We start from the raw sequence: 19497 nt of genomic DNA on the forward strand, positions 1-19497 counted from the left end.
CAGCGGCGTCTCGAAGGATGCTCCAGGAGGCTCTGCAGCCATCTGGACCATCCTTCGAGACGGCCCAGTGGGCCTCCTCAGGATGAGGGCTGCATATAAACGACGCTGACACGGAAACGCCTGAAAGGACCCGAAATCATGGGCAATCACCTGTTCGACCTGATCCGCTCGCGCATGCCGGCGCCGGATGCGCTCTTCGCCGAGCTCGATGACGGCAGGCGCTTCTCCTATGGCGACATGCTTGCCGTCTCCGCCCGCTTCGCCAATGCGCTCGTCGAGCTCGGCGTGAAGCCAGGGGACCGCGTGGCTGTTCAAGTTGAGAAGAGCTTCGAGGCGCTGATGCTCTATCTCGGGACGGTGCGGGCGGGCGCGATCTTCCTGCCGCTCAATACCGCGTACACTCCGGCCGAGATCGAGTACTTCCTCGGCGATGCCGAGCCTGCAGTCTTCGTCTGCGATCCCGCGAAGGCCGAAGCGCTGCGTCCCTATGCCGAGAAGGCCGGCGCGAAGCTGGAGACGCTCGGGGTCGGCAATGGCAGCCTGCTCGACAAGGCCAATACGGCTTCGGCCACCTTTACCGATGTCTCGCGCGGGCCGGACGACCTTGCCGCCATTCTCTACACCTCCGGCACGACCGGCCGTTCCAAGGGGGCGATGCTCAGCCACGACAATCTGTCGTCCAATGCGCTGGCGCTGGTCGACTACTGGCGCTTCGGCAACAGCGACGTGCTGCTGCACGCCCTGCCGATCTTCCACACGCACGGCCTCTTCGTCGCGACGAATGTGATCCTCCTCGCCGGCGCCTCGATGATCCTGTTGCCGAAATTCGATCCGGATCAGGTCTTCAAGTACCTGCCGCAGGCGACGAGCATGATGGGCGTGCCGACCTTCTATGTTCGGCTCCTGCAGGATGCCCGCCTGACGAAGGAAGCGACGAAGCATATGCGCCTGTTCGTCTCCGGCTCGGCTCCCCTGCTGGCCGAGACGCATCGGGAGTGGAGTGCCCGCACCGGCCACGCCATCCTCGAGCGCTACGGCATGACCGAGACCAACATGAACACCTCGAACCCTTATGAGGGGGTTCGGGTAGCCGGCACGGTCGGCTTCCCGTTGCCGGGCGTCTCGGCGCGCGTGGTCGATCCCGAGACGGGCAAGGCGCTGGCTGCCGACGAGATCGGCATGATCGAGGTCAAGGGCCCGAACGTCTTCAAGGGCTACTGGCGCAATCCCGAGAAGACCAAGGCGGAGTTCCGCCCTGACGGGTTCTTCATCACCGGTGACCTCGGCAAGATCGACCCCGCCGGCTATGTCCATATCGTCGGGCGCGGCAAGGACCTGATCATCACCGGCGGCTACAACGTCTATCCGAAGGAAGTCGAGACCGAGATCGACGAGATGCCGGGCGTAATCGAGAGCGCAGTCATTGGCGTGCCGCATCCGGATTTCGGCGAGGGCGTGACCGCGGTCGTCGTCGCCAAGCCCGGCGCCGACATCACCGCCCAGGCCATCGCCAAGGCGCTCGAGCAGCGGCTTGCCAAGTTCAAGCAGCCCAAGCAGGTCTTCGTCGTGCCCGAATTGCCGCGCAACACCATGGGCAAGGTCCAGAAGAACCTGCTGCGCGAGCAGTACAAGGACATCTACGCCAAGCGGCTGAAGGCGGGGGAGTAACGGCCCGCACCGTCATTCTCGGGCGAAGCGCAGCTTCGACCCGAGAATCTCATGCAGGATGAGGCGCTTCTCTTTCCAGAGATGCTCGGGTCAAGCCCGAGCATGACGCTTGGCTGAAACGGCTCACAACAGCGCGGGTACACCGAGTTCGATCGTGTCGCCATCGGCGGGAATGCGCAGGCGCTGCATGTCGACGCCGCGTTCCTTCGCTGCCTTCCGCAAGGCGGCCCGCGTCACCGTGGCGTGGTCGAGCGCTTCCATATGCGTCGCGATCACGGTCGCGCGCGGGAAGGCATCGGCGACATCGAGCGTCTGCTCGTCGTCCATCACGATCAGGGTGTTGTCCCACATCGCGCCGCAGGAATGCGTGACGATGATGTCCGGGCCGGTCGCGGCCACGGCGTCGCGCAGCGGCGGGTAGAGCACGCTGTCGCCGCACCAGTAGATGGTCGGCTCGCCCGGCGCTTCGAAGCTGAGCCCCATCACCGGCCCCATCGTCTCGACGACCGCGCCGGTGCCGTGCTGGGCCGGGTGCCGTTTCAGCACGATCGAGCCCAACCTGACGAAGCAGTCGATCGCGGTGATCGAGGAGAAGCCCGCCTGCGCGATCGCCGCCTCGTCGCCGGGCTGGCAGATGACCGGCAGGTTCTTCGGGATGCGCTGTTTGGCGATGTCGTCGAAATGGTCGGCATGGAGATGCGAGACGATCACCGTGTCGACGTCGGCAAGGATGTCCTCGATCGGCTCGGGCAGGTCCACCATCGGGTTCTGCGAGCGTCCGGTAAAGGAGCGGCGGCTGTGCCGCGGGCCGAAATCGGGGTCGATCAGGAAGGTCCTGCCGCCATAGTCGAGTTTCAGCGTCGCGTTGCGGAGAAGTTTGAGCTTCATATCCGTCGGCTCCTCGGGCATCGGACCCAAAAGTGGAATGCACTTTTCGGAAGATCCGATGCTATGACAAAGAGCTGGATCGCCACTTTGCGTCCGGCAGGACGCGCGGCGATCTAGTCTCGGGGCGGGCATTGTTCCGCATCCCGACACGGTGAGACCAGTTCGGATTTGTGAAGCTCTTCCCACGTTCGCGTGAGGTATCAGGCTGGCACAAACTGGCCATAAGGTACGCTCCGGCGCGCGGTGCGCAGCGCGCTCGCCCACCAGTGGAGCTGCGCCAGCATGGTCGCCATCGCCTGTTCGGCACGGTCGGCGTTGAGCAGGCCGCCCTCCGCATCGAAGCGGCTCCAGACATCCGCGAAGGCGACGCCGTCGCGGATCGGCGCGGCGTGCAGCTCTCCGAAGACGAGGCGCAGTTGCTCGACGGCGCGCAGGCCGCCGGAGATGCCGCCATAGGAGACGAAGCCGACCGGCTTGCCGCGCCATTCCGGCCCGACCGCGTCGATCAGGAACTTCAGGATCGCCGGATAGCCGCGATTGTATTCGGGTGTGACCACGACGAAGCCGTCTGCCCAGTCGATGACCTGCCTGAGTTCTTCGAGGGCAGGGTGCTTTCCGCTGACATGGCGCGGCGGCAGGTCGATCTCGCCGGGATCGACGACGGCAAGGTCGAAGGGGCCGTCACCCTCGATCTGCGATACCGCCCAGCCGGCGACCTTGTCGCAGAAGCGGCCTTCGCGGCTGCTGCCATAGATCAGGGCGAGCCTGATCCTCGTATCGACCTTCTGGTGCATGGAAACGCTCCGGTTTGCATCACGGGAGCAGGGCTTATAGAACCTCAAGTAAGGTTAAGGTCAAGAGGTGTTTCCGATGTCCCAGCATTGGTCCTTGCCGGGCGAGCTCAGCGTCGGCGACGTCGCGCGCCGCAGTGGCCTCGCCGTCTCGGCGTTGCATTTCTACGAGGCGGAAGGGCTGATCCGCAGCCATCGCACGCCGGGCAACCAGCGCCGCTACCCGCGCGAAGTGCTGCGCCGGGTCGCGATCATCAAGGTGGCGCAGCGCGCCGGCATTCCGCTGAAGACCATCGGCGAGGCCTTCAAGGCTCTGCCGCAGGAGCGCACCCCGACCGTCGCCGACTGGACGCGGCTCTCATCAGCCTGGAAGGCGGAACTCGAGCGCCGCATCGACCGACTGACGCGGCTGCGCGATCATCTCAATGGCTGCATCGGCTGCGGCTGTCTGTCGGTTCGAGACTGCCCGCTGCACAATCCGCTCGACCGGCTGGGCGAAGAGGGGCCGGGTCCGCGCCTCCTCGATCCGGATTGAGAGGTGCCGGAAAGCGCGCCTGTGACTTTGTGCGGAAACACGCCGTCGTCGCTCCGGGCCGAGCCCGGAATGACGTTGAGGAGGGGTGAGCTAGAAGCTCAGTCCGCCTTGTAGAGCGTATCGAGCGGCAGGCGCGCGACATCGGCCATCAGCTGGACAAAGCCTTTCGCCTGCAGCGCGGCGGTGGCCTTGCCCTTCTCCGACGTCGCGAGGCTGGCGTCGCCGACCGCGCCGGAGCGGTTCACGTCCTGCGCCATCCAGGCGAAGGCATGTGGGCCGGTCGGCCGCAGATGCGTGTAGCCTTCCTCGGCCATCGTCACCGTATGCGGCTTGAAATACGCGGCCTTGCTCATATCGACGAGGTCCGGCCGGAAATGCAGCATCAGAGAGGTCTCGACATCGCCGCCATGGATGCCGTGGCGGATATCGAGCTCGCCATAGAGCCCGTCGGGCAGGCCGAAGGACATCCAGGCGGTGCAGATGGCGAGCATGCCGTGGCCGACGCGCAGCTCCCGCGCGACGATCTTCATCGGGTCGACATTGCCGCCATGCGAGGTGATCAGCACGAGCTTGCGGAAGCCTGCCCGCTTCACGCTCTCGCCGATCTCGATCCAGGAGCGGATCGCGCTCTCCCAGCCGATCGTCAGCGTTCCCGGCGAGTGCAGATGCTCGTTCGACTTGCAGACCGCCTGAGTAGGCAGGACGAGCACGTCGAGATCGGCCGGCACCAGCGGCATCGCCTCGGCCAGCATCGCGTTCATGACGGTGGTGTCGACCGAGACCGGCAAATGGGGGCCGTGCTGCTCGATCGCAGCCAGCGGCAGCACCGCCACGGTGCGCTCGGGCGAGAGCGCGGCGAAATCGGAACTCTTCAGGTCGCCCCAGAAACGTGCGGTCATGATCAGGCCTGTCAGGAGCCGGCGCGATTGCCTCGTTTCTGTGCAGAAACCCGGTGGCGCGGCGTTGCATTGTCCCGCCGTCCTATCGCATGGGATAAGGAGACGGGCCAGTGGCCGGTCCGGCGGCAGGCGCAGGGGAGATATCGAGATGACGACGATGAAATATCGCGTGAACCGGCGCGCCGCGCTCGGCCTGATCGGCGGTTCGACCGCATCCCTGCTCATCCCCGTGCCGGGCGCGCGCGTCAATGCGCAGACGCTCGACAAGGTCAGCTACCAGACCAATTGGCGTGCCCAGACCGAGCATGGCGGCTTCTATCTGGCCGCGACCAACGGCATCTACAAGAAATACGGCATCGAGGTCGACATTCGACCCGGCGGCCCGCAGCAGAACCCGACCCAGCTTCTGCTCGGCGGTCGCGTCGACATGATCATGGGCAATTCGCTGGAGGCGTTGAGCTTCGCGCAGGAGAACCTGCCCTTCCTCTGCATCGCCTCGATCTTCCAGAAGGACCCGCAGGTCCTGATTTCGCATCCCGGCCAGGGCAACGACACGCTCGCCGACCTCAAGGACAAGCCGATCCTGATCGGCGCGCAGGCCCGCGTCGGCTTCTGGCCGTTCCTGAAGCTGAAGTTCGGCTATCGCGACGAGCAGATCCGCCCCTACACTTTCAACATGGCGCCGTTCCTGGCCGACAAGAAGATCTCGCAGCAGGGCTTCCTGTCCTCCGAGCCCTTCGTCATCCGCAAGGCGGGCGTCGAGCCGGTCGTCCATCTTCTCGCCGATGCCGGCTTCGAGAACTACAACACCACCATCACGATCTCCCGGAAGATGGCGCAGGAGAAGAAGGAGCTGGTGCAACGCTTCGTCGACGCGACGCTCGAGGGCTGGGCCGAATACATGAAGGGCGGCCCCAGCATCGCCGCCGCCAACGCCCGGATCCTGAAGGACAATCCCGACATGGATCAGGAGAAGATCGACTACGCCCTCAAGGTGATGAACGAGCGCGGCATCGTGCTGTCCGGCGACGCGTTGACGCTCGGCATCGGTGCGATGACCGATGCGCGCTGGGCGAGCTTCGCCAAGACGATGACCGAGGCCGGGGTGATCCCCGCCGGTGTCGACGTCAGGAAGGCCTACAGCCTGGAATTCGTGAACAAGGGCATCGGCAAGGCCTGAGATGCGTCATGCCCGGGCTTGACCCGGGCATCTTGGAAACCAGTGCCTTCTCGTCCTGAGATTCTCGGGTCTGCGCTGCGCTTCGCCTGAGAATGACGGCTTTCGTAAAATGGATCATCAGGCTTTGGACACAGCCTATCTGAGCACACCCAAGGACAAGGATGGCGCCGCTGCCCCGCTGGTGGCGGTCCGGCAGGTCTCGAAGCGCTTCGCCAACGGCACGCTCGCCGTCCGCGATGTCGATCTCGAACTCGGGGCAGGGCAGTTCATCAGCCTGCTCGGCCCCTCCGGCTGCGGAAAGTCGACGCTGCTGCGCATGATCGCGGGCCTCGGCGCGCCGAGTTCGGGCACGATCACCTGGCCCGGTGAAACGGGTGCCGCGCAGGGAAGTGCCGGCCATGGTGCGCGCGATCTCGGCTTCGTCTTCCAGGATCCGACGCTGATGCCCTGGGCGAACGCGCTGGCCAACGTCATGCTGCCGCTGAAGCTCAAGGGCGTCCCGCGGGCAGAAGCCGAGGCGCGCGCGGCCGAGATGCTGGCGCTGGTCGGACTCAAGGGCTTCGAGAAATCCTATCCGCGCGAACTCTCGGGCGGCATGAAGATGCGCGTCTCGATCGCCCGTGCGCTGGTGATGCGGCCGAAGATCCTCCTGATGGACGAGCCTTTCGCGGCGCTCGACGAGATTACCCGGCATCGGCTCAACGACGACCTGCTGGAACTCTGGTGGCGCGAGCGCTTCACAGCCGTCTTCGTCACCCATTCGGTCTTCGAGTCGGTCTACCTCTCGCAGCGTATCGTGGTGATGGCAGCCAGGCCGGGCCGGGTCATGGCGGACCTGTCCGTCGAGGCCGACTATCCGCGCGACGAACTCTTCCGAACCTCCGGCGAATACGCCCATCTCTGCCGCGTCGCCTCCACCAAGCTCAAGGAGGCGATTGGCCGATGAGCGCGCCCGTCGAAACGCTGGTGTCGGACGGCACCGACGCGCAGGCGCTGCCCGTGGCCGCGGCCGAGGCACGCATTCTCGGCCTGCCGGTCAGCGTCTGGCCGCGTATCCTCGCCCCGCTCGCGATCGGTGTGATCGTACTGGCAATCTGGGAATCCGCGGTCCGCTGGAACGAGATTCCGTCCTATGTCCTGCCCGGGCCGATCCTGGTCGGCCAGACGCTGGTCGCGGACTGGGGCACGCTCTCCGGCTCGCTCTGGGTAACGCTGAAGATCACCTTCATGGCGCTGGCCGCGGCGATCGTCGTTGGCGTCACGCTCGCCGTTCTGTTCAGCCAGTCGAAATGGCTGGAGATGGCGCTTTTGCCCTATGCGGTGATCCTGCAGGTCACGCCGATCGTCGCCATCGCCCCGCTGATCATCATCTGGGCCAATGATATCGACCTGTCGCTGCTGATCTGCGCCTGGATCGTCGCCTTCTTCCCGATCCTGTCCAACACCATACTCGGGCTGAATTCGGCCGACCATAACCTCGTCAACCTGTTCGAACTCTACGGCGCCTCGCGCTGGCAGACGATGCGCTATCTCAAGCTTCCCGCGGCTTTGCCCTATTTCCTGGCGGGGCTGAAGATCTCGGGCGGCCTCGCGCTGATCGGCGCTGTCGTGGCGGAGTTCGTCGCGGGGACGGGCGGCAGTGCCTCGGGCCTGGCCTATCGCATCCTGGAGGCGGGCTATCAGCTCAAGATCCCGCGCGTCTTCGCAGCCCTGGTCATGATCTCGCTGTCGGGCATCGCGATCTTTCTTGCGACGAGCCTGATTTCGTACCTGCTGCTGCACCGCTGGCACGAAAGCGCGATCCGGCGCGAGAACTGACGCCGGTCTGCCAGATAAGCCGTCGGATTCCGGCTGTCATTGCATGGAGCGTGGCTTCCGAGCCTTGCTCGCAATCACGCGCAGCTCCGCTAGACGAAATAGGCGAGCTTGCGGTCGGCCTGCAGCGCGTCGATCTCGCGCAGGCCGGCCTCCGAATAGCCGGCGGCGACGCGCTGCGGTTCGGGTGGAGCGGCGACCGGCTCCTCGAAGGAGAGGTCGTCGTCGAGGAGATGCACGGTTCCGATGCGGGTCTCCGGAGCGGCCTGGTCGTTGAGCTGGTACGGAGCTGACGGCTCGTCTGATGCGGCAGCGCTTGCATCGCGATAGCTTCGGCGCGCCATCGGCCGGGACGGCGCCGCCGTCATGCCTTGCTCGGCGGCCGCGGCCATGATCTCGAAGCTGGTGCTCGGCTCTCGCGAAATCTCGCCGAAGGCGCGCAGGCTTGAATCCAGCATGGCGATGGTGTCGGAAATCTTGTCGATCCGCTGGACGAGCCCGTCGACGACGGCGATCGCGGTCGAGATATCGGCAGAGTGCTGATCGAGCTTGTCGCAGAGCCCCTCGTCGGCGCCGGCTTCGCGCAGTTCCCAGGCCGCCTCCTGGATGTTTTCCGTGGCGGCGATAACGGTGCCGGCCGCCTGTTCGATCCGGACGGCGAGCCCCGACGAACGTATGTCAGCCTTGCCGCTCACGCGCTCCAGGTCGCTGCGCAGATCGCTGATCAGGGCAGCGGCTTCGATCAGGTTGGTTTCGCGGCTGGTCTCCTGCACGCCGAGCCCGACGACGCGCTCGATCCGGTGGATTGCACCGAGCAGTTGGAGCGTATCGGCCTGGCGGTTGCGCTTGGCGTATTCCGTCATGAACCAGCGGCCGCGCGACGTCTCCATGACCGCGGCTTCAATCGCCTCGTAGTCAGCCTGGCTCAGCGGTGTCAGCGAGCGCGGTTCGCCCATGACCATTCTGCCTTCGGTGGACCGGCCGAATCAGCGGCGGTCGGGATGTTCAGGGAGCGACGCTGCTCCACGATTGCTTAAGAAATTGCTGCATCCGGCGGCGCCGTGAGCCGGGCTCTCGGGGAAACGCCCAATTCTATGGCCCTTTGGCAACGCTTTCCGGCGGAAGCGCCCCGGACGTTGCCCTGTGCTTGCCAAGTGCCCTGGTCACGGCAATACAGGGTTGAAGGGGTAGATTTCGGCGCGAGAGACCGGTGTTGCGCAGCCGCGAGGCTGTCCCGGGCAGGGCAAGGGACGTCACAGCGACATGGCGAGCGTTGATACCGCCGAACCGCAGGCGACCATCCGCTCCGATGCCGGGACGGTCGCGGTGGCGCTTGCCGGTTCCTGGAGCGCCGATCGTGCTCCGCGCATCGAAGAGCTGACCGCGGAGATCGTCCAGCATCTGCCGCAGGCGCGACATGTCCGGATCGATCTCTCCGGCGTCACCCGTCTCGATACGCTCGGCGCCTATGTCCTCAACCGCCTGAAGGCGCGCCGGGCGCGGGATGGCGCAGCCATCGAAATCGTCAGCGACAAGCCCGAGCACACCATCCTGCTCGCGGAGGTCCACGTCCATGACAAGGACCAGCAGGCGCCGCATCGGCATTTCCGCGTGGTCGACATCCTGGTCGATATCGGCGAGGCGATCGTGCGCTTCGGCCGCGACATGGTCGGCGGCGCCATGTTCCTTGGCGAGGTTGTGGTTGGCTCCATCGGCGTCGTCCTCGGTCCGCGCAAGTTCCGTGGGCCGTCTCTCGTCAATCAGATCGAGCTGATCGCCTTCAACGGCGCGCCGATCATCATGCTGATCTCGTTCCTTGTCGGGTGCATCGTCGCGCAGCAGGGCATCTTCCAGCTTCAGCAGTTCGGCGCCGCGGCTTTCGTCGTCAACCTGACCGGCATCCTGATCCTGCGCGAGCTCGCCGTGCTCCTGACGTCGATCATGATCGCCGGCCGCTCGGGCTCGGCATTCACTGCCGAGATCGGCTCGATGAAGATGCGCGAGGAGATCGACGCGCTGCGCGTGATGGGTCTCGATCCGATCGAGGTGCTGGTCGTGCCGCGCATTCTCGCCCTGATCATCTCGCTGCCGATCCTGACCTTCATCTCGGCCATGGCCGGCCTCGTCGGCGCCGGCCTCGTCGCCTGGCTCTACGGCGGTATCGGCGTCGATACCTTCCTTGCCCGGCTGCAGTCGGTGATCACCTGGAAGCACTTCGCCGTCGGCCTGATCAAGGCGCCCTTCATGGCCTTCGTCATCGGGCTGATCGCTTCGATCGAGGGGCTGGCGGTCCAGGGCTCGGCGGAGTCGCTCGGCCGCCAGGTCACGGCTTCGGTGGTGAAGGCGATCTTCATGGTCATCGTCGTCGACGGTCTTTTTGCCATGTTCTTCGCGTCGATCGAGTTCTGACGATGGCTTTCTCCGGCAAATCTCCGGTGCATGCGGCGCAGCCGGGTTCACCCGCGGCCGAGCCGCAGGCGGACGAGCCCGAAGCGGTGATCCGGGTGCGCAACCTCAAGGTCGCCTTCGGTGAGAAGGTGATCATGGACGGGCTCGATCTCGACGTGATGCGCGGCGAGATCCTCGGCTTCGTCGGCGGTTCGGGGCAGGGCAAGTCCGTGCTGACCCGCACGATCCTCGGCCTGGTCCAGAAGGCGCGGGGAACCATCGAGGTCTTCGGCGAGAACGTCGATACGCTGACGCCGCAGCGCCGCCGCGTGCTCGAACGCCGCTCCGGCGTGATGTTCCAGCAGGGCGCGCTGTTCTCGGCGCTGACGGTGAAGCAGAATATCCAGGTGCCGATGCGCGAATATCTGCATCTCTCGCCCGATCTGCTCGACGAACTGGCGATGGTGAAGCTCGATCTCGTCGGTCTGCCGCTCGACGCCGCCGACAAGGCTCCCTCCGAGCTTTCGGGCGGCATGATCAAGCGGGCAGCGCTCGCCCGGGCGCTTGCGCTAGACCCTGAGATCGTCTTCCTCGACGAGCCGACATCGGGGCTGGACCCCATCGGCGCGGCCGAGTTCGACGACCTCATCATGACGCTGAAGAAGACTCTCGGGCTCACCGTCTTCATGGTGACCCATGATCTCGACAGCCTGTATCATGCCTGCGACCGAATCGCCGCGCTGGCGGACAAGAAGGTGATCGCGGTTGGCCCGCTTGGGACGATGTTGGCCTCGGAGCATCCGTGGCTGAAGGCGTATTTCGGTGGCGAGCGCGCCATGGCCCGGCTGCCGGCCGGGGAACGGGAACGAAACGACTAGGCATGGAATCGCGCGCCAATTACGCACTCGTCGGTCTCTTCACGCTCGCGGTCCTGGCTGCGGCCTTCGGCTTCGTCTACTGGTTCAACAGCGGCGGGTCAGGGCGCAGGGAGAGCGTCCGGGTCATCTTCACCGGCACGGTGACCGGCCTCGGCCGTGGGTCGAGCGTGCTGTTCAACGGCCTGCGCGTCGGCGAGGTCACCAGTATCGAGCTGCAGCCGGACGATCCACGCCGCATCTACGCCGTCATCCAGGTCGCCAGCACGACGCCGTTGCGCGAGGACACCCGCGCCCGCATCGAGGCGCAGGGCCTGGCCGGCGTGGTCGCCTTGCAGCTCATCGGCGGCGCTCCGGACGCTCCGGTCCTCACCGCCAAGCCTGGCGAGCCGATGCCGACGATCATCGCCGAGCGCTCGGAGCTGCAGGACATCATCGAGACCGTGCGCAACGTCGCGCAGAAGGCCGACACGATGCTCACCTCGCTCGACGGGCTGATCAAGCAGAATGCCGGTCCGCTCAACAACACCGTCCGCAATGTCGAGAAGTTCTCGGAGGCCCTGGGCAAGAACTCCGACGGGCTCGACAAGCTGATGGCCGGCTTCAGCAATATCGCCGAGACGATTCAGCCGCTCTCGCAGCGGCTTCAGACACTGAGTGAGGAACTGACCGGGGTGGTGCGTTCGGTCGATCGGCAGAAGGTCGCGGCCATCATCGAGAACATCGACAAGTTCACGGGCGCGCTCGGCGGTTCGAGCGCCGACGTTGCGAAGGTCGTCAAGGACGCCGCCTCGATCTCCGCCAAGCTCGACAAGGCGGCCGACCAGATCGAGGGCGTATTGAAGGCGGCGCAAGGCTTCCTCAACGCCGGCTCGGGCGGGGAGGGGCGCAGCGCCTTCCAGGAGGTCGCCGACGCCGCCAAATCGATGCGCGTGCTCGCCGACAATCTCGACAAGCGCACCGCCGAGATCACAGCCGGTATCACCCGCTTCACTGGGCCGGGGCTGCGAGATGTCGAGAGCCTGGCCGCGGACGGCAAGAAGACCCTGACCGAAATCAACCGGACATTGCGCAATTTCGAGCGCAACCCGCAGCAACTCATCTTCGGCGGCAAGCCGCCGCTCCCGCAATACAATGGATCCCGCTAAGCGATGACGATCGAGGCAGCGCTCTTCCCGGCGACGAAGGCTCGCCTCACGGCCCTCATGCTGGCGGCCGGCGCCATGCTTGCGGGCTGCGGCGGTACGACGCCGACGACCTTCGACCTCTCGGCGCCGAGCGGCTTCGGCAAGGTCGGAGGCTCGCGCGCTGTGATGGTGGTGGCCGAGCCGACCACGGTGCAGGCGCTCGATTCCGACCGGGTCATCGTCAGGGATACGAGCGGTGCCCTTTCCTTCGTCGGCGGGGCGCAGTGGGCCGACCGTATCCCCGCGCTGGTGCAGGCACGCCTGATCCAGACCTTCGAGAACGCCAGCCGTATCGGCTCCGTTTCGGCGCCCGGCCAACGCATCCAGCCTGACGTGCTGCTCAACACCAACATCCGCAGCTTCAACATCGATGCTGCAAGCGGGACGGCGGTGGTTGAGATCACGGCCCGCATCGTCGGCGATCAGAGCGGCAAGATCCAGCGCGCGCGCCTGTTCTCCGCCCGCGTGCCGGCCAGCTCGGTCGACGGAGCGGGCGCGGCGCAGGCGCTCGACCGGGCGCTCTCGCAGGTGCTGATCGAGATCGTGCGCTGGGCGCGCTGAGGCGGTCCTCGGCTCGCCTGGATTGAGCCGGCGACATCCTGCGCAGACCCTTCCAATGCAGAAAGGCCGCCCTCTCGGGCGGCCTTTCTCGTTCCAGTCCGCAGGGATGAGGCCGCTTACTCGAAGCGGCCGCTGGCATGCGCCAGCATGGTGTAGACCTTGCCGGTCTCCGAGGTCAGGTAGGTCTTGGCCACCATCGAGTCACGGTCGTCCTTGGCCGCTTCGCCGAGCAGGCGCTCGAACTCGTCGATGTAGCGGTCGACCGTCTCCTTGAACTCCGGGTCGCGCCGGTACTTGCGGCGGATGTCGTCGAAGGTCTGCTGGCCCTGCAGCGTGTATAGCCGGCGGGTGAAGACGTTGCGCTCGCCGCGCTTGTAGCGATCCCACAGCTCGACGGCGGCGTCATGGTCGATCATCCGCGCGATATCGACGGAGAGTGAGTCGAGCTTCTCGATCGAATGGGTCGTCGGCTTGCTGGGTTCCGGCTGCTTGTCCTCGCGCGAGGCGCGGCTGAGCAGGTCCGAGAGCCAGCCGGCCTTGGCGGGCTGCTGCGTCGTCGCCTCGGCCTGCCGGCGAGCGGCCTCCTGAGCGGGAGCCGGGCGGCTCGGCGCAGGAGTGGGCTCGCTGCGGGGCTCCGCGCGAGGGGTGGCGGCGCGCGCCGTCTCAGCCGAGGCATCGAGCGAGGGGCGCAGCAGAGGTTCCGCGGCCGCCGGCTTCGGCTGCGGCGCCGGCGTGAAGGCCGGAGCCGACTGCGGGGCCGGGGCAGGGGCGGCGGCGACCGTGGCCTTGCGGCTGACGACGGCATCGATCGGCAGCGAGACGTCGCCGCGCCGGCCGGAACGCGTCACGATCTCGGTGAGATCGTTCAGCGCCTTGATCTGCTCGGCCACGACACGGCGCATGGCAGAGGTCGATTCCTTTGCCTCCTGCGGCAGCTCGAGCACGCCGCGCTTCATTTCTGCACGCGTAGCCTCCAGCTCGCGCTGGATTTCGCCGGTGATGCCGCGCATGTCCTGCGCCGCCTTCTGGAAGCGGTCGGTCACCTTGGCGAGCTCGCCGCTGATCTCGGTCGAGACCTGGGCATAGGCCGAGCGCAGGGCTTCCGCCGTGAGCTCGCGCTCCTTGCCGGTCGCAGCGCGGATCGTCTCGAACTGCTGGGCGATGGCGCTCGTCGTCGATTCGGCCGAGTCGGAGAGCACGGTGCCGATCTGGCGGGCCCGCGCCTCGGCGCTGCCAAGCGACTCGTCGATCAGCGAGGCGAAGGAGCGGGTGATCGCCTCGACATCATCGGTGCGGTTGGCGATCAGCCCATGGAGCTGCTCCAGCGCATCGCGGCGCTCGGCCAGCGCCTTGCCGACGCGGGCTTCGATCTGCTCGAGACGGCCGGCAACGGCGTTGAGGGCCGCGGAGCTGGCCTGTGTCGCCTCGCTGAGCGAGGTGCCGCGATCGTCGAGCTGCCCGATCAGCGCCGTCGTCTCGCGCAGCGTGCCTTCCGAGAAGCTCTTCAGCTCGGCGATCTGCGCCGTGACCTGCTGCGAGGCGTTGCCGGCCTCCGTCATCACGGTACCGATCACGTTCTGTAGCTCGCCGACGCGGGTCGACAGGCTGTTCTCGACGGCGGCGAGGTTCTTGTTCGCGCCGTTGACGATCTGCTGCATCAGCTTGTTGGCTTCGCCGAGGCGTCCGAGCATGCCGCCCAGCTCCTCGCGCAGCTGCTCGTTCGTGCCGACCAGTGCCTCGACCGACTGCTTCGAGCCGGCTTCGAGCGTCTCGCGCAGCGCGTTGGACGAGGCCTCGACCGCATTGGCGATGGCCGCGCCGCGGTCTCGCAGCCCGGCGACGATGGCGTTGCCGCGGCTTTCGAGCGCACGCACCACCGATTCGCCGACCGTGGCGAACTCGGCAGCCAGCGCTTCACCGCGCTCATTCAACGCCTCGACGGCACCATTGCCCTTGGCGTCGAAGACTGCGCGCAGCGCCTCGACCCGTTCGTCGAGCGACTGGGTGATCGTCTCGCCCTGCTGCCCGAGGGCCGTGACGAGACCGGTGCCCTTCGCATCGAAGACCGCGCGCAGCGTCTCGACGCGCTCGTCGAGCGACTGGGTGATCGTCTCGCCCTGGCGGCCGAGCACCTCGACGAGGCCGTGGCCCTTGGCGTCGAATGCGGTCCGCAGCGCGTCCGTCTGCTCCTCCAGGGAGTGCGCGATTGCCACACCCTGGCGTTCGAGCGCGGTGACGATGCCGCTGCCCTGATCTTCGAAGATCGTGCGCAACTGCTCGGCCCGCTGGTCGAGCGCGCCGGAGATGGCGTCGCCGCGCCGGCCGAGCGCGGCCACGATGCCGAGCCCGCGGTCGTCGAACAGCGTACGCAGCTGTTCGGCTCGCTCGGTGAGCGCGGCGGCGATGGCTTCGCTCTGCTGGGCGAGCGACGAGACCATGCCGTTGCCCTGGTTATCGAAGAGCGCGCGCAGCTCTTGCGCCCGCTCGGACAATGTTGCCGCGATGGCCTCGGAACGTCCCTGCAGCGTCGTCGCGATTTCATCGCCACGGCTGTCGAGCGTGTGCGAGACGGTGTCGAGCCGGTTGACGACGCGCTCCTCGAAGCGCGCGACGCTCTGGTCGAGCGTATCGGCGATCTGCAGGGCGCGGCCACCGAGCGTGGCGTTGATGCTGTCGGCCTTGTCGCTGAGCGTGCGGGTCAGCGACTCGCTCTTCGAGGTGACGACCTCGCCGATCTCGTCCGCCTTCGCCGCGAGCGCGCGGGTGACCTCGCGGCCGCCCTCGGCCAGGACGCGGGCGATGTCGACCGTGCGCTCCACCAGCGCCTCGTTGAGGGCCGTGGCCCGCGAGCCCAGGCTGCCGTCGATGCGGGCGATCAGGCTGTCGAGCGTGCCGGCGATCTCGGCGCTCTTGGCGCCCGAGCGGTCCTCGAACAGCTTGATCTGGCCTTCCATCGCGTCCGCCGCCTCGCGGGTGCGGCTGGCGAGGAGTTCGGCGGCTTCGAGGGCGCGCGTGCCGACCTTGTCGGCCAGCGAGACGCCGTCCTCGGAGATCAGCTTCTCGACCTGGGCGATGCCGCTGTGCAGCGCTTCGGTCAGATCGCGGGCATCGCCCGAGATCTTGGCGGTGAGCGCACCGCCCTGGATGAGGATCAGGTCCTCGAAGGCGCTCAGGCGTGCGCCGAGCGCCGTCTCGACTTCGCGGCCCTGCGTGTCGAAGAGCGTGGCGAGGGCCGACAGGCGGGCGCCGAGCGCGGTGTCGATATCGCGGCCCTGCGTGTCGAACAGCGTGGACAGCGACGCCATGCGCGAGCCGAGAGCGGTCTCGATCTCCCGGCCACGCTCGTCGAAGAGGCGCGTCAGCGCGTCGTGGCGCAGCGCCAGAGCTTCGGTCAGAGCCTGGGCGCGGCCCTCGACCGAACGCAGCATCGACTCGGCGTTGGCGGAAAGGGCTTCGTTGACACGTCCGCCCTGCTGGGTGAGCGCCATCACGATCTCGCGGCCGGTGCCGGCGAGCATGGTGCGCGCGTCCTCGGCATGGACCGTGAAGGTGTCGCGCAGGCCCTGCGTCGCCTCGACGACGCGGTCGGCGACATGGCGGCCGTCGACATTGATCGTCTCGGTGAGCGTGCGGGTCGCCTCGGTCATGCGGTGGGCCAGATCCTCGCTCTGCTCGCCGAGCAGGGTGTGGACCTCGCGGCCGGCGTTGACGAGGTCGCGGACCATCGTCTCGCGCTGCTCGCCGAGCAGGGCGCCGACCTTGTCGCCGGTCTCGCCGATGCTGGCGAGGAAACCTGTCTGCTGCTGCTCCAGCGCGTTCTGCGCGGCTTCGACGCTGCCGGTGATGCGCTGTGCGAGCACCATGCCGCGCTCTTCCAGCTTCTGGTCGATGCTCTCGCCGGTTTCGGCGAGGCGGGAGATCAGCGCGTTGCTGCGCTCGGCCAGGATGCCGTGCACGGAACGGCCGACATCGGCGACGCGGCTCGCCAGAGCCTGGCTCTCGCTGCCGAGCAGATCCTTGATCTCGAGGCCTGCCTGAGAAACCTTCACGGTCATCGCGCCGGCCTGCTCTTCCAGCAGGGCGCTGACGCGCATACCGGTCTCGGAGAGGCCGGAGATCAGGCGCTCGCTCTGGCTGCCGACGACATTGCCGACATCCTGACCGGCCTGGGTCAGGCGGCCGACGAGCAGGTCGCTCTCGTCGCGCAGGCGGGTCTCGACGGTATTGACGGCACCCGACACGCTGGCGACCAGCGCCTCGCTGCGCTCCGAGAGCAGCCGGGCGACATCCGCGCCGGCATCGGAGACACGGGCGACCGTAGCATCGCCTTGTTCACCCATGAGCGCGGTCAGATTGCGGCTGGCTTCGGAGACATTGGCGACGGCCGCTTCGCTGCGTTCCACGAGCAGGCGCGCCAGCTCGCTGCCGGCATCGGAGACACGGGCGACCGTGGCATCGCCTTGTTCGCCCATGAGCGCGGTCAGATTGCGGCTGGCCTCGGAGACATTGGCGACGGCCGCTTCGCTGCGTTCCACGAGCAGGCGCGCCAACTCGCTGCCGGCTTCCGAGACGCGGGCGACAGCGGAGCCGCTCTGCTGGCCGACGAGATTGGCGAGTTCGTTGCCGGCGCCGGAAACGCGCTCGACGAGTTTCTCCGCCTGCTGGTCGAGCAGTGCGTGCACGGTCTCACCGGTTTCGCCGAGACGATCGACCAGCTTGCCGGCCTGCTCGGTGAACAGGCCGTGCACCTGGCCGGCAACGTCGGTGATGCGGCTCGTCAGGCTGTCGCCATGCTTCTCGACGGCGTTGCTCAGCGTCTCGCCGGCGTCGTTGACACGCAGGATGATCGCCTCGCTGCGCTCGCGCAGCACGTCGTCGACGGTTCGCGCGGTGTCGTTGAGACGGCCGACCAGCGTGTCGCCATGCGTGCCGATGAGGGCATGGACGCTCTCGCCGACCTGGGTGAGCCGGCTGGCGATCGCTTCGTTCTGGCGGCTGAGCAGGCTGTTGACCCCGCGGCCGACCTCGGCGAGGCGGACGGTGACGCTCTCGCCCTCGTCGGAGAGCGCGCTGCGCAGAGCCTCGCCGGACTCCGACAGACGCTTCTGCAGGGCTTCGCTCTGGCTTTCGATCAGCGCGACCATGTTGCGGCTGCTGGTCTCGAAGCGCTCCGCCGCCTCGGTCCCGCGGGCGGAGATATCCTTGGCCAGCGTCTCGCCGGTGCTCTTCAGCGTCTCGTTGACGACATCGACGCGGGCGGTCAGCGATTCCGCGACCTGCATGCCGGTCTCGCTGATGGCACGGGTGACGCCCTGTGCGCTGGCGGTCAGACCGTCGGTCAGCGAGGCGCCGGTGCGCTCCAGCGAGCCGGCGATCTCCTTGGCGCGACCGTCGAGCATGGTCGAAAGATTGTCGCTGGCGCCGGCCAGCCGCTCTGAGACCTCGCCCGAGGTTACCTGAAGTCGCTCGACGAGATCATGTCCGCGGCCGCTGATCTCCTCGACCATCCGTTCGCCGGCCCGGCCGAGCGCCTGGGTGATCTGGTCGCCCTTGGCGCTGAGGGAGCCGGTGACGCGGTCGCCGGCCTGCGTGACCGCCTCGGCGATGACGCGGCTGGCGCTGTCGAGATCCTTGGCGAGGCCGTCATGAGCGCCGCTGATCGCGAGCTTGACGCGCTCGGCATTGCCGACCACCGCCTCGCGCTGGGTGACGAGTTCGTCGATCAGCGAGCGCAGCCGGATCTCGTTGTCGGCATAGGCGCGCTCGAGCGTCGAGATCTCGCCGCGCACGATCGTCTCCAATTCGCCGGCGCGCGCCACAGCGCGCTCGATGCCGTCGCCCATGGCGGCGACCTCGCGGCGGATGGTCTGGCTGAGCGACAGGACGGAATCCGCCCCTGCGACCTCGGGCTCGGCGAGGCGCAGCGCGACCTCGGTCATCGCGCGCGAGATCAGGCGCATCTCCTGGGTACGACGATAGAGCGCCGCCAGGACGAAGAAGAACACGACCGGCGCACCGATCGAGAGCGCGAGCAGCGTCCATTCGCCGATGCCGAAATTGGCGACCGGCTCGGGGAGGCCATTGCTGAACGAGCCGTAGCGGCCGAACAGCACGAAGGCGGCGCCGCCCAGCCAGGCGATAGAGGCAAGCGCAGCGAACCAATAGGGTTTGCGCGACGGGCGCACGGCGAAGGCCTGCACCAGGGAACTGGAATCGCGGCGGTCGTCATTGGCAACGCGCGTCGTGTCGGGCGCAAGTACGGCACTGGCGCGCGGCTGCGCCGGGGGAGGGGTTACGGGCGCGGGCTGCGCAGCGGCCGGCGCAGGCTCGACACGCGGCAATTCGAGCTTGAGATCGCTGTCGCTGGTGGCGGGAAGCCGTGGCTCGGCGCTGACCGGCGTTTCCGTCTCGCCTTTGGCGATGTCGGATTGGGGCTGGTCGAGTCGAAGCGCCTCCTCGATCGCCGACATCGCAGCTTCAGTGGGATCCTGGAGCTTCTTGGGTCGATTCATCGTTGCCGCCTCGCCACGCTACTGACGATGGACGCGAAAGCCCGTCCCCGTCGCCCCTTGCCGCCTCTGGCCGGGATGATCGGAGACACTGCGCCCATCATTTACCAATTGGAAGGGTAGTGGAGCCCCGGACCCTTGGAAACCCATTTGAGTGCTCGATTCACAAACGTCGTTAACGCCTCGTTCACCATCGGGGCG

General features: G+C 67.0%; 14 protein-coding genes. 9 read left to right on the top strand and 5 right to left on the bottom strand.

Features of this window, described 5'->3' with window-relative positions:
• Positions 1-138: 138 nt before the first annotated feature.
• On the top strand, positions 139-1668 hold the full coding sequence (locus AC1DNE_RS09590; RefSeq protein WP_441468676.1) for a malonate--CoA ligase: 1530 nt from the start codon (positions 139-141) through the stop codon (positions 1666-1668).
• Between the two features lie 123 nt (positions 1669-1791).
• Here the strand turns inward: AC1DNE_RS09590 and AC1DNE_RS09595 are convergent, their stop codons facing one another.
• Positions 1792-2556, bottom strand: a complete 765-nt coding sequence (locus tag AC1DNE_RS09595; RefSeq protein ID WP_441468675.1) for an MBL fold metallo-hydrolase — start codon at positions 2554-2556, stop codon at positions 1792-1794.
• Positions 2557-2756: 200 nt separating this feature from the next.
• Positions 2757-3350 (bottom strand): NADPH-dependent FMN reductase, encoded by a 594-nt coding sequence (locus AC1DNE_RS09600; RefSeq protein ID WP_441468674.1) that lies wholly within the window; start codon positions 3348-3350, stop codon positions 2757-2759.
• A 76-nt stretch (positions 3351-3426) separates the two neighbouring features.
• On the opposite strand from AC1DNE_RS09600, the gene soxR reads away from it, so the two are divergent.
• A complete protein-coding gene (gene soxR, locus AC1DNE_RS09605) occupies positions 3427-3882 on the top strand; it encodes a redox-sensitive transcriptional activator SoxR (protein ID WP_441468673.1) in 456 nt (151 codons plus the stop codon).
• A gap of 98 nt (positions 3883-3980) precedes the next feature.
• Here the strand turns inward: soxR and AC1DNE_RS09610 are convergent, their stop codons facing one another.
• Positions 3981-4781, bottom strand: a complete 801-nt coding sequence (locus tag AC1DNE_RS09610) for a creatininase family protein (protein WP_441468672.1) — start codon at positions 4779-4781, stop codon at positions 3981-3983.
• 148 nt (positions 4782-4929) lie between these two features.
• Here AC1DNE_RS09610 and AC1DNE_RS09615 point away from each other — a divergent pair, with 148 nt between their 5' ends.
• From AC1DNE_RS09615 to AC1DNE_RS09625, 3 genes are all read left to right on the top strand, one after another.
• On the top strand, positions 4930-5961 hold the full coding sequence (locus tag AC1DNE_RS09615; RefSeq protein WP_441468671.1) for an ABC transporter substrate-binding protein: 1032 nt from the start codon (positions 4930-4932) through the stop codon (positions 5959-5961).
• 109 nt (positions 5962-6070) lie between these two features.
• Positions 6071-6907 carry an ABC transporter ATP-binding protein gene (locus AC1DNE_RS09620; protein ID WP_441468670.1) on the top strand — a complete coding sequence of 279 codons (837 nt, stop codon included), beginning with the start codon at positions 6071-6073 and terminating at the stop codon, positions 6905-6907.
• On the top strand, positions 6904-7779 hold the full coding sequence (locus tag AC1DNE_RS09625) for an ABC transporter permease (protein WP_441468669.1): 876 nt from the start codon (positions 6904-6906) through the stop codon (positions 7777-7779). The genes AC1DNE_RS09620 and AC1DNE_RS09625 overlap by 4 nt, the downstream gene beginning before the upstream one ends.
• Before the next feature lie 89 nt (positions 7780-7868).
• Here the strand turns inward: AC1DNE_RS09625 and AC1DNE_RS09630 are convergent, their stop codons facing one another.
• Positions 7869-8732 carry a hypothetical protein gene (locus tag AC1DNE_RS09630; RefSeq protein WP_441468668.1) on the bottom strand — a complete coding sequence of 288 codons (864 nt, stop codon included), beginning with the start codon at positions 8730-8732 and terminating at the stop codon, positions 7869-7871.
• 307 nt (positions 8733-9039) lie between these two features.
• Between AC1DNE_RS09630 and AC1DNE_RS09635 the strand changes: the two genes are divergently transcribed.
• The 4 genes from AC1DNE_RS09635 to AC1DNE_RS09650 are packed head-to-tail and all read left to right on the top strand — an operon-like array spanning position 9040 to position 12787.
• Complete coding sequence (locus AC1DNE_RS09635) at positions 9040-10185, top strand: MlaE family lipid ABC transporter permease subunit (protein ID WP_441468667.1); 1146 nt, start codon at positions 9040-9042, stop codon at positions 10183-10185.
• A gap of 2 nt (positions 10186-10187) precedes the next feature.
• Positions 10188-11042, top strand: coding sequence for an ABC transporter ATP-binding protein (locus AC1DNE_RS09640; protein WP_476764949.1), 855 nt, complete (start codon positions 10188-10190; stop codon positions 11040-11042).
• Positions 11043-11044: 2 nt separating this feature from the next.
• Positions 11045-12187 carry an MlaD family protein gene (locus tag AC1DNE_RS09645; protein WP_441468665.1) on the top strand — a complete coding sequence of 381 codons (1143 nt, stop codon included), beginning with the start codon at positions 11045-11047 and terminating at the stop codon, positions 12185-12187.
• Positions 12188-12190: 3 nt separating this feature from the next.
• Positions 12191-12787: an ABC-type transport auxiliary lipoprotein family protein gene (locus AC1DNE_RS09650; RefSeq protein WP_441468664.1), complete on the top strand. Its 597-nt coding sequence runs from the start codon at positions 12191-12193 to the stop codon at positions 12785-12787.
• A 116-nt stretch (positions 12788-12903) separates the two neighbouring features.
• Here the strand turns inward: AC1DNE_RS09650 and AC1DNE_RS09655 are convergent, their stop codons facing one another.
• Positions 12904-19299, bottom strand: coding sequence for an apolipoprotein A-IV repeat region-like domain-containing protein (locus tag AC1DNE_RS09655; protein WP_476841019.1), 6396 nt, complete (start codon positions 19297-19299; stop codon positions 12904-12906).
• Positions 19300-19497: the final 198 nt, after the last annotated feature.

The organism is Allobosea sp. 05L423 (assembly GCF_056397745.1).

Bases quoted from the DNA above. Each gene is read 5' to 3' on its own strand.
- AC1DNE_RS09590 (WP_441468676.1), top strand. From the start codon at position 139: ATGGGCAATCACCTGTTCGACCTGATCCGCTCGCGCATGCCGGCGCCG.
- AC1DNE_RS09595 (WP_441468675.1), bottom strand. From the start codon at position 2,556: ATGAAGCTCAAACTTCTCCGCAACGCGACGCTGAAACTCGACTATGGC.
- AC1DNE_RS09600 (WP_441468674.1), bottom strand. From the start codon at position 3,350: ATGCACCAGAAGGTCGATACGAGGATCAGGCTCGCCCTGATCTATGGC.
- soxR (WP_441468673.1), top strand. From the start codon at position 3,427: ATGTCCCAGCATTGGTCCTTGCCGGGCGAGCTCAGCGTCGGCGACGTC.
- AC1DNE_RS09610 (WP_441468672.1), bottom strand. From the start codon at position 4,781: ATGACCGCACGTTTCTGGGGCGACCTGAAGAGTTCCGATTTCGCCGCG.
- AC1DNE_RS09615 (WP_441468671.1), top strand. From the start codon at position 4,930: ATGACGACGATGAAATATCGCGTGAACCGGCGCGCCGCGCTCGGCCTG.
- AC1DNE_RS09620 (WP_441468670.1), top strand. From the start codon at position 6,071: ATGGATCATCAGGCTTTGGACACAGCCTATCTGAGCACACCCAAGGAC.
- AC1DNE_RS09625 (WP_441468669.1), top strand. From the start codon at position 6,904: ATGAGCGCGCCCGTCGAAACGCTGGTGTCGGACGGCACCGACGCGCAG.
- AC1DNE_RS09630 (WP_441468668.1), bottom strand. From the start codon at position 8,732: ATGGGCGAACCGCGCTCGCTGACACCGCTGAGCCAGGCTGACTACGAG.
- AC1DNE_RS09635 (WP_441468667.1), top strand. From the start codon at position 9,040: ATGGCGAGCGTTGATACCGCCGAACCGCAGGCGACCATCCGCTCCGAT.
- AC1DNE_RS09640 (WP_476764949.1), top strand. From the start codon at position 10,188: ATGGCTTTCTCCGGCAAATCTCCGGTGCATGCGGCGCAGCCGGGTTCA.
- AC1DNE_RS09645 (WP_441468665.1), top strand. From the start codon at position 11,045: ATGGAATCGCGCGCCAATTACGCACTCGTCGGTCTCTTCACGCTCGCG.
- AC1DNE_RS09650 (WP_441468664.1), top strand. From the start codon at position 12,191: ATGACGATCGAGGCAGCGCTCTTCCCGGCGACGAAGGCTCGCCTCACG.
- AC1DNE_RS09655 (WP_476841019.1), bottom strand. From the start codon at position 19,299: ATGAATCGACCCAAGAAGCTCCAGGATCCCACTGAAGCTGCGATGTCG.